Genomic DNA, 9,697 nt, shown 5'->3' with positions numbered 1-9,697 from the left:
CGCCCCCGAGGCCCCGCCCCCGCACGCGGTCGCGCGGGCCGCGCGGGGCGCGACCACCGGGCCCCCGCCGCCCGGGCGGTGAGGCGCCGGGCGGCGTCCCGGTCAGCGGTTCCGGCGCGCGATGGACGCGCTGAGGGCGGTGGCGAACAGGCACCATCCGGCGTACGGCGCCAGTGCCGCGGCGGCCGTCCGGTCGCCGCGCGCCACGCGGCGGATCAACTGGAGGTTGCTCGCGTCCAGCAGCAGCGCGCCCCACACGCCGTCCGACGGGCTGCGCCGGGCGAAGAACAGCCACGTCCAGGCGGAGTTCAGGGCCAGGTTCACGCCGAAGCCGGTGGCCAGGGCCCGCCGCTCCCGGCCGCCCGCACGGCTCAGGGCGCGCCCGGCACTCCACGCGATCGTCGCGTACAGCGGCGTCCACACCGCCGGGAAGGCCTTGGCCGGCGGCTGCCAGGACGGTTTGTCCAGCTCGGCGTACCAGTCGTCGGACGGGCCCGCGGCCCGGGCACCCACCCAGGCGCTCAGACCCACCGCGGCACCGGCGGCCAGGTACGGCCACCGGTCGGACACGGCGCCTCGCGCGCCCCTGCGAACGATGTTCATGCGCACCGGGTACCCGTTCCACCGGGAATGCGACCGGACGCGGGAAACGGGGCGCACGCGCGCCGCCCCGGGTGACCGTCGTCTCCCGGCAGGGGGCGCAGAGCCCAGGTGTGTGGCGTGGCGGACCGGTAACGCGTAGGGAATGAACGAGGAACAGCCCAGACTTCCCGCCCGTCAGGCGACCGGCTCACCGGGTGCCCCGGAGCGCTGGCCTGGCTCCTTCACGTCGTCGCCGCCCCGCACCGTGGCCAACGCCCGCGCCCTCGAACCCCGCCGGGACGGCGAGGGCAGCCTGGCCCACGTCGTGGAGACCCTCCTCGACAAGGGCCTCGTCCTCAACGCCGACATCATGGTCTCGGTGGCCGGCGTCGAACTCCTCGGCATCCGGCTCCGCGCCGCGCTGGCGTCGTTCGAGACGGCCTCCCGGTACGGCCTGGAGTTCCCCGCGGGCACGGACACCGACACCGCCGCGTGGCGCGAGGCCAAGGAGGAGAAGGAGGCCTGCCCGCAGTGCGACAAGAAGGTGCCCACCCGGCAGCTGCTGGACGAGTGGTGCCCCTGGTGCGGCTGGCGCAGCGCCCAGGCGCTGTCCCGCGAGGCCGCCGGTGACGGCACCGGTGACCGGGAGGCCGGGGAGACGGAGTCCGGGGAACCGGAGCGTCGGCCCCGGGCCCGGAAGGCGCAGGCGGCCCCCCGGAAGAGCACCACCGCGCGGAAGAGCACCACCGCGCGGAAGAGCACCACCGCCCGGAAGAGCACGTCCCGGACGGCCCGCACCCCGCGCGAGGCGACCGGCCGGAAGACCGGCACCGCCCGCGAGGAGCGGAAGGAGGAGGGGACCGAGTGACGCAGCCGCGGCCCCCGATGAAGCCGACCCGCGACCCGAGGGTCACGCTCGACGACCTGGTCGAGGTGCTGCTGAACAAGGGCGCGGTGCTCCACCTCGACCTCATCGTCGCGGTGGCGGACATCCCCCTCATCGGCGTCAGCCTGCGCGCCGCCATCGCCGGCATGGAGACCATGCTGGAGTACGGCATGCTCCGCCAGTGGGACGAGTCCACCCGCGCCTGGGCCGAGCGCTCCGCCGGCCGCCGCGAGCTGGAACTCCGGGCGGGCGAGACGCTGGTGACCCGGATGTCCGGCGGGCACCTGCTGGAGGAGGGCGTGTACACCGGCTGGCGTCCCGGCGGCGTCCACCTCACCGACCAGCGGCTGGTGGTCCTGCGCCGGGACCCCCGGGAGGTCCTCTTCGAGGCGGGCGTCCGCGACCTGCGCACCGTGCAGCTGGAGACGGAGACCACCGTCGGCGGCGAACAGCGCACCCGGCTGCGGGTGGCCACCCTCGACGGGCGGACCGCGCTGCTCTCCGCCGCCGACCCGCACGGCCTGCACGACGCGCTGTCGTCGCTCAACCCGGCGCTCACCGCGCTGCCGCCCGCCCCCCAGGGCGCGCCCCCCGGCGGACTGGAGGGCCACCTCTGGTACCAGGAGCCGCGCCGCGGCGGCCCGTTGTGGCGCGGCGGCAAGGGCCGGCTCGGGCCGACCGGGCTGGTGTGGAAGTCGCCGCTCGACGCCCGCCCGGGCCTGGTCCTCGTGCCGGAGGAGATCCTCGGCGCCCGCGTCGAGCCCGGTCGCAGCCCCGGCGGCGACGGACAGCTCGTCGTGGTGGAGACCGCCTCCCACGGGGAGGTCACCCTCGCCGCCGAGGAGCCGCGGCGCTGGGCCGCCGCCCTGGACGCGACGGCCGCCCCGGAGGGGACGGCCGGCACGGCGCACCCACCCGGCACACCGGGCGCGGTGGTCTGAGGACGAGGCTCGCGGGCCGCACAGCAAGGCAAGGAGACGACAACACATGGCTCTCACGGTCGACGAGAAGAGTCTCAAGCACGGAGTCCTGGCCCTGGTGCTCACCCTGGTCGAGGTGATCCAGGAGGCGCTGGAGCGCCAGGCGCTGCGCCGGATGGAGGGCGGCGACCTCACCGAGGAGGAACTCGAACGCCTCGGCGACGCCCTGCTCGAACTGGACGAGGCGCTGGAGGAGATCAAGGAGGACCACGGCATCACCACCTCCGTGGCCGACCTCCACCGGGGTCTGGACGAGGTGGTGGACGACGTGGTGGACAAGCTGGTCAACCCGGCGCGCTGGGCGGAGGAGGCGGGACGATGAGCGACCGCGCCCTCTACGTCTACGCCCTGCTGCCGGACGCCCCCGGCGATCCCGCCGAAGGGGTCACCGGCCTCGACGGCCGTCCCCTGCGGCTGCTGCGCGCTCCCGGCGCGGGCCTGGCCGCCCTGGTGCACGACGGCCCGCCCGAGCCCTTCGAGGGCGGCGACGAGAAGGTCCGCCGGTGGGTGGTCGAGCAGGACCGCGCGGTGGTCGCCGTCTGGGAACGCACGGGGGCCGTGCTGCCGATGACCTTCAACGTCCTGGTCGCCCCCGGCGAGGACGCCGGCGCCGAGGAGCGGCTGCGCACCTGGCTCGGTGAGCACGCGGAGGAACTGGCCGCCCGCCTGCGGGAGCTGGAGGGCCGGGCCGAGCTGCGCGTGGAGCTGACGGTGGACCGCGAGGCCGCCACCGGCGACGACGAGCGGGCCCGCGCCCTGGAGGCCGAGATGCAGACCCGCTCGCCCGGCATGCGCCGGCTGCTCGCCAAGAAGCTGGAGGGGCTGCGCAAGGAGGCCACCGAGCGGCTGGCGGACGGCATCCACGCCGACGTCCGCCGCCGGCTGGCCGCGGTGGTCGAGGACATCCGCGACCGCACCCGCACCGTCCGGGACCCGCGCGAGGCGGAGGTGCTGTCGGCCGCGCTGCTGGTCCCGGCCGGCGAGATCGAGACCGTCGGCACCGTCCTCGCCGACGTCCAGGACAGCCACCCCGCCGTGCGGGTCCGCTTCCTGGGACCCTGGCCGCCGTACTCCTTCACGGAACTGACGGAACTGGCCTCGGGCCCGGGCGCCGCCGGCTGAGGCCCGGCCACGGAGGGAGGGAGCGTCCCGCCCGGCACGGAGGCCGGGATAGCGTGCGGGCATGGACGACGCCTCCCGGCCCGACGCCCGCCCCGCCGCCCGCGCCCGCGGGCTCGGCCTCGGGGCCGGGCCCTTCCCCACCGGACCCCACAACGCGATCACGGACGTCCGCGGAGTGCGGGTGGGACACACGACGCTGAGCGAGCCGCCGCGGGTGCACAGCGGGGTCACGGCCGTCGTGCCGGAGGGCGTCGGTCCCGAACACCCGCTGCCCGCCGGGATGTTCGCGGGCAACGGCTACGGCAAGCTGATCGGCGCCACGCAGATCGCGGAGCTGGGCGTGATCGAGACGCCCGTGCTGCTCACCTCGACGCTCTCCGCGTTCCGGGCCGCCGACGCGCTGGTCGGGTGGATGCTGGAACAGCCGGGCCGCGAGCGGGTGCTGAGCCTAAACCCGGTGGTGGGGGAGTGCAACGACGGACTGCTCTCGGACATCCGGTCCCGCCCGGTGCGGGAGGAACACGTGCGGGCCGCGCTGGACGGCGCGACCGCCGGGCCGGTGGCCGAGGGCTGCGTCGGCGCGGGGACGGGAACCACGGCGCTCGGCTTCAAGGCGGGCGTCGGAACGTCCTCGAGGGTGGTCGCCGTGGGCGGTGAGGAGGCCGTGGTGGGCGTCCTGGTACAGGCCAACTTCGGCGGCACCCTGCGGATCCGGGGACGCGAGGTGACGCCCGCCGACGTCGGGGTTCCGGCCCGGCCCCCGGCGGCGGACACCGGCTCCTGCATGGTGGTGGCCGCCACCGACGCGCCGCTGGACGCCCGCCAGCTGGGCCGCGTCGCCCGACGCGCGGTCTACGCCCTGGGACGGGTCGGCGCGTCGTTCGGCCACGGCAGCGGGGACTACGGGCTGGCCTTCGGGACGCGCCGGGCGGCCCGGGCGGCGGCGGACGCCGACCTCGACCCGCTGTTCCGCGCCGTCCTCGACGCCGTGGAGGAGGCCGTGCTCAACTCGCTGCTGGCGGCGGAGACGGTCCGCGGCCTCCGCGGCGACGTGCTGCACCCGCTGCCGGGAAGGGCCCTCCTGGAGTTCCTGGCCGGAGCGCCGTGACGGCGGAGCGACCCCTTCGGGGCATTGCGGGCGCCCGGACCGGTCGGCTTGACTGGGCGTCGTGCGGCCCGTCCGGCCGCCGACCGGGGGAGGGCGCCTCATGCGGAACCGCACCGCACCGCGGCACGCCGCGCCGGGCAGGGGAAGGCGGCGGGCCGGGCTCGCCGCACTCGTCGGCGTCCTGCTGCTGACCTTCGCCGCGGGCACCGGACGCGGATCCACCGACGCCGAGGACGACCGCGCGGCCCCCTCCGCCGCGCGCGACCCCCTGCCGTTCGACCTGCCGTCCACCGAGCGGCTGCGCGCGAGCGACCGGCTGGTGTTCGCCCACTACTTCACGCCCTACCCGCTGTCGCTCGACAACCGCCCCGCCGACGAGGACTACTACGCCCGCAACTACCTCACCGCCGACGGCGAGGACGGCAAGCACGCCGAGTACGGCGGCCTGCTGCGCGACCGCCCGCTCCCCGTCGCGCCGGAAGGCGGCGACTGGCGGTCCGCGCACCACCGGCAGGAGGTCCGCACCGCCGTCGCCGCCGGGATCGACGGCTTCAGCGTCGACCTGCTCTCCCTCGAAGGCCCCCACTGGGAGCGGGTCCGGACGCTGACGCGCGCCGCCCAGGAGGTGGATCCGGGCTTCCGCATCATGCTCATGCCGGACATGAAGTCCCTGGACGCCGGCCCGGCCGCCCTCGCCCGCGCCCTCGCCGAACTCGGCGCCTCACCCAACGCGCACCGCCTCGACGACGGCCGGCTGGTGGTCTCCCCGTTCAAGGCCGAGGAGAAGGCCCCCGGCTGGTGGCGGCAGGTGCTGGACATCCTGCGCACCCGGCACGACACCCGCACCGCCTTCGTCCCGGTCCTCCTCGACCTGACCTCGCACGCGGAGGCGTTCGCGCCCCTGTCCCACGGCTTCTCCGCCTGGGGCAGCCGCAGCCACACCACCCTCGGCCACTACAGCGAGCACGCCGAGCTGGCCCGGCGGCACGGCAAGCTGTGGATGCAGCCCGTCGCCGTCCAGGACGCCCGGCCCAGCCAGGGCGTCTACGACGAGGCCGGCAACACCGCCACGCTGCGCGGCAGCTGGCACCACGCCATCGAGGACGGCGCCGACTGGGTGCAGCTCACCACCTGGAACGACTACTCGGAGAGCACCCAGTTCGCGCCCTCGCTGCACAACGGGCACACCTACCTGGACCTGAGCTCCTACTACCTCACCCGGTTCAAGACCGGCTCCTGGCCGCGCGTCGTCCGGGACACCGTCTACCTCACCCACCGCGTCCAGCCGCACGCCGCGCCCGCCGGCCTGCCGCGGCCGATGAGGCTGCGTCCCGGTTCCGCCCCGGCCCGGGACACCGTGGAGGTGCTCACCTTCCTGACCGCCCCCGGGGCCGTCGACGTCACCGTCGGCGACCTCCACGAGCGGTACACGGTGCGCGGGGGAGTCCGGGCCGAACTGCTGCCGCTGCGCCCCGGCCGCACCACCGCGGAGGTGACCCGCGGCCGGGCGACCGTGGCCGAGGCCGCCACCCGGTTCGCCGTGAGCGCCGCGCCCCGGGTCCAGGACCTCCAGTACTACGGGGTCACCGGCGGACGGCCCGCCGACCGGCCCTGACCGCGGCCCTCCGCGGCCGCCTAGAGAAATAATCATTTCACCTAAAGGTATTAGGCGTCTTAGCCTCGGTGTCGTGCGACAGATATCCGAGACCGACATCCGTTCCAGCTTCGTCAACTGCTCCAAGGGCGAGGCGAAGCGCCTCGGCCTGCCCCGTGGCCTCGAGGAGACGCCCTGGGGCGACCTCGACTTCCTCGGCTGGCGTGATCCCGGCGCCCCGGACCGGGCCTACCTGGTCACCGAGCGGGAGGACGGCGGGCTGCTCGGCCTCTCCCTGCGGGCGGTCACCGCGGGCGCCGCGCGCGGCTTCACCGCGCGGTCCCTGTGCTCGCTCTGCCTGACCACCCACGTCCGCGGGGACGTGGTGCTCATGTCCGCCCGCCGCACGGGCGAGGCCGGACGGCAGGGCAACACCGTCGGCCAGTACCTCTGCTCGGACCTGGCCTGCTCGCTCTACCTGCGCGGCAAGAAGGAGAGCTCGGCGGGCCGCGGCTTCGACGAGAGCATCGGCCTGGAGGGGAAGATCGCCCGGATGCGCGGCAACCTGGACGCGTTCCTCCGGATGGTCACCGCCTGACGGCGTCCCGCCGAGCGCCCGCGAAGCCGCCGGTCGGCGACGCCTGCCGTCACGGACGCCCGGTATGGCACAGACTGGGATACATGTCCGACATCGTTCCCGGCGAGCCGAGTTCCCGCCGCCTCCCCCCGCGCCCCGAGAGCGCGGGCGAGGCGAGGAGGCTCGTGCGGCAGGTGCTCGGCGGGGTCGCCGAGCACCTGCTGGAGAACGCCGAACTGCTGGTGAGCGAGCTGGTCGGCAACGCGGTGTTGCACGCCCGGACCGGCATCGAGGTGTCGGTCCGGCTCCGCGGGGACCGGGTGGAGCTCAGGGTGCGCGACGAGCGTCCCGACCTGGGGCCGCTGCCCCAGCAGAAGTTCCACCGGATGACGGCCACCGGACACGGCCTCGCCGTGGTCCAGCGGCTGGCCACCCGGTTCGGCGTGGAGACCGGTGAGGACGCCAAGACGATCTGGGCCGAGATCGGCCCCGAGGGCACACCGCGGGAACCCTCCGACTGGGGCACCACCGCCCCCATCCGGGGGCCGCGGCGCATGGTGACGCTGATCGATCTGCCGGACTCGCTCTTCATGGCGGCCCACCAGAACCGGCGCGTGCTGCTGCGGGAGCTGAACCTCGCCGCCCTCGGCGGTGACGACCTGGGCGTGCGGCCCAAGGACCTGGCCGTGGCCAACGACGTCAACCACATGATCAGCGCCTGGCTGGACGCCGCCCTCAGCGAGCATCCGGTCGCCGAGACCGGCACCCGGTCCCTGACCCTGCCCGTGCCGCCGGACGCCGGGCTCTCGGTGCTGGTCCTGCGCAAGGTGATCGAACAGGCGGAGGAGGCGGCGCGCGAGGGGCGGATCCTGGCCCTTCCGGCTCTTCCGGCCGTGCGGGCCCTGCGGGGCTGGCTCTTCGGGCAGATCGCCGGTCAGCTCGCGGGAGGCCATCCGACGGCCTGGACGGTGATCCCGAGGGACCCCAGACCCGGGCCCCTGGAGATGGTTCCCTGGGACGCGGCCCAGGTGCGGGCCAGCAGGACGCCGACCGTCGCCGCGACCGAGGAGAGCGTGGTCGTCACGATGAACGCCGCCGCCGCCGCGCTGCTCGGCTGGACCCCGGAGGAGCTGGTGGGGCGGTCGCTCCTCACGATCGTGCCCGAGCACCTGCGGCCGCGGTACACGGAGATGTTCTCCTCCCTGCTGATCACCGGACGGTCCCACATCCTCGGGCGTTCGGTGCCCCTGCCCGCGCTGCACCGCGACGGCCGGCAGATCCCGATCCGCCTGCTCATCGAGACCCAGCACACGATCGACGGCACGACCATGTTCGTGGCGCACCTGATCCCCCGCACCGGGGAGAAGCCGTCCGCCGCGCCCGGCCGCCGCGGGGCCGAGGAGGCGTACCCGGCCGGACCCGGCGTCCGCCCCGCCCTCGCGTCCGTCGAGGAGCAGGCGCTCGCCCGTGGCACCCCGGTGGTCGGTGAGGCGATGGAGCGGCTGGCGCTGATCGTCGACACCGGCCGGGCCATCACCGACGCCCCCGACCTCCGCCAGGGGCTGCGCGAGGTCTGCCGCATCCTCACCGGACGACTGGCCGACTGGTGCGTGATCGACCTCCTCGGCCCGAACGGCACCGGCGAACGGGTGGGCGTGGTCCGCCGCGACCGGCACGGCCGCCCGGCCGACGGGATCGAGAGCACCCTCCCGCCGTTCTCCGGGAGCGCGCGCGGACCGCTGGCGCGGGCGCTGCGGGGAGCGGGCCCGCTGCTGCTCCACACGCTCGGGGGCGAGGAGCCGCCCGGCCAGATCGGAAGCCCGCTCGACGCCAGGCACCGGGCCCTGTTCGACCAGCTGGGCGCCGACAGCGCGGTGGTCGCCCCGCTGCGGGCCCGCCGCGAGGTGCTGGGCGCCCTCACCCTGGCGCGCACCGCCCCCGACCGGCCCTTCACCGGGGCGGACCTCGCCTTCGTCGACGACCTGGCGCACGGCATCGCGGTGGGCGTGGACAACGCCCGGATGTACGAGGAGACCCGCGGCATCGCCGAGCAGCTGCAGCGCTCGCTGCTGCCGGTGCTTCCCCGGCTGCCGCACCTGCGGATCACCGCGCGGTACGTGCCGTCCTCGGCCACCGCCGAGGTGGGCGGCGACTGGTACGACTGCTTCGTGCTGCCCCGCGGCGACCTGGCGGTGACCATCGGTGACGTGGCCGGGCACGACCTGTCGGCCGCCGTCGCCATGAGCCAGTTGCGGTCGATGCTCCGGGGCATCGGGGTCGACCGGGAGGAGCCGCCCGGCGAGGTGGTGCGGCGGCTGGACCTCGCCAACCACACCCTCTACCGGGAGGCCACCGCCACCTGCGTCTACGGCCTGGTCCGCGGACCCGTGGAGGGGCCGTGGGAATTCGTCCACTCCGCGGCCGGCCACCTGCCCCCGCTGCTGATCACCGAGGACGGGGAGACCCACTACCTGGAGGACGGCACCGGACTGATGCTGGGCACCGGTATCGACATGCCGCGGCCCGTCAGCGAGGTCCGCCTGCCGCCCCGGTCCACGGTCCTGCTGTACACCGACGGGCTCATCGAGCGCCGGGGCGAGGGCCTGGCCGAATCCATGGCACGGCTGCGGCACCACTCGGCGGACCTGGCGAGGCGACCGCTGGACGTGTTCTGCGACGAGCTGCTGATCGGACTGGGGGCGGACGGGGCGGACGACATCGCCATGCTGGCCCTGCGGCCGATCCCGCCCGCGTACTGACGGCGGGCCGGCGGCATCCCCGCGGACCGTGGGCCGCGGGCCCGGCCGCCGAGCCGGTGCCGCGGAGGCGGGCCCGCCGCCCCGCCTCC

The 9,697-nt window shown here is 75.5% G+C and carries 9 protein-coding genes; 8 read left to right on the top strand and 1 reads right to left on the bottom strand.

Going from position 1 to position 9,697, the window contains the following annotated elements; genetic code table 11:
* Window positions 1–102: 102 nt before the first annotated feature.
* On the bottom strand, window positions 103–603 hold the full coding sequence (locus A2U95_RS21255; RefSeq protein WP_166025713.1) for a TspO/MBR family protein: 501 nt from the start codon (window positions 601–603) through the stop codon (window positions 103–105).
* A gap of 142 nt (window positions 604–745) precedes the next feature.
* Here A2U95_RS21255 and A2U95_RS33410 point away from each other — a divergent pair, with 142 nt between their 5' ends.
* The 8 genes from A2U95_RS33410 to A2U95_RS21215 all read left to right on the top strand — a co-directional run bounded on the left by A2U95_RS33410 (window position 746) and on the right by A2U95_RS21215 (window position 9,608).
* Window positions 746–1,450 carry a gas vesicle protein gene (locus A2U95_RS33410; RefSeq protein WP_277350958.1) on the top strand — a complete coding sequence of 235 codons (705 nt, stop codon included), beginning with the start codon at window positions 746–748 and terminating at the stop codon, window positions 1,448–1,450.
* Complete coding sequence (locus A2U95_RS21245) at window positions 1,447–2,409, top strand: gas vesicle protein (protein WP_240957507.1); 963 nt, start codon at window positions 1,447–1,449, stop codon at window positions 2,407–2,409. Before A2U95_RS33410 ends, A2U95_RS21245 begins: the two co-directional genes overlap by 4 nt.
* Window positions 2,410–2,455: 46 nt before the next feature.
* Window positions 2,456–2,770 carry a gas vesicle protein K gene (locus tag A2U95_RS21240; RefSeq protein ID WP_108953034.1) on the top strand — a complete coding sequence of 105 codons (315 nt, stop codon included), beginning with the start codon at window positions 2,456–2,458 and terminating at the stop codon, window positions 2,768–2,770.
* A complete protein-coding gene (locus tag A2U95_RS21235; RefSeq protein ID WP_166025712.1) occupies window positions 2,767–3,570 on the top strand; it encodes a GvpL/GvpF family gas vesicle protein in 804 nt (267 codons plus the stop codon). The genes A2U95_RS21240 and A2U95_RS21235 overlap by 4 nt, the downstream gene beginning before the upstream one ends.
* A gap of 61 nt (window positions 3,571–3,631) precedes the next feature.
* Window positions 3,632–4,678 carry a P1 family peptidase gene (locus A2U95_RS21230; RefSeq protein WP_166025710.1) on the top strand — a complete coding sequence of 349 codons (1,047 nt, stop codon included), beginning with the start codon at window positions 3,632–3,634 and terminating at the stop codon, window positions 4,676–4,678.
* A gap of 100 nt (window positions 4,679–4,778) precedes the next feature.
* Window positions 4,779–6,293, top strand: coding sequence for an endo-1,3-alpha-glucanase family glycosylhydrolase (locus tag A2U95_RS21225; RefSeq protein ID WP_166025708.1), 1,515 nt, complete (start codon window positions 4,779–4,781; stop codon window positions 6,291–6,293).
* 73 nt (window positions 6,294–6,366) lie between these two features.
* Window positions 6,367–6,870 (top strand): FBP domain-containing protein, encoded by a 504-nt coding sequence (locus A2U95_RS21220; protein WP_166025705.1) that lies wholly within the window; start codon window positions 6,367–6,369, stop codon window positions 6,868–6,870.
* An 83-nt stretch (window positions 6,871–6,953) separates the two neighbouring features.
* Window positions 6,954–9,608, top strand: a complete 2,655-nt coding sequence (locus A2U95_RS21215; RefSeq protein ID WP_166025703.1) for a SpoIIE family protein phosphatase — start codon at window positions 6,954–6,956, stop codon at window positions 9,606–9,608.
* Window positions 9,609–9,697 lie beyond the last annotated feature (89 nt).

It is taken from the genome of Streptomyces chilikensis, assembly GCF_001642695.1.
Classification (GTDB): Bacteria; Actinomycetota; Actinomycetes; order Streptomycetales; family Streptomycetaceae; genus Streptomyces; species Streptomyces chilikensis.
Note: the sequence above shows the minus strand (reverse complement) of the source record. Positions and strands in the feature narration are given on the sequence as shown.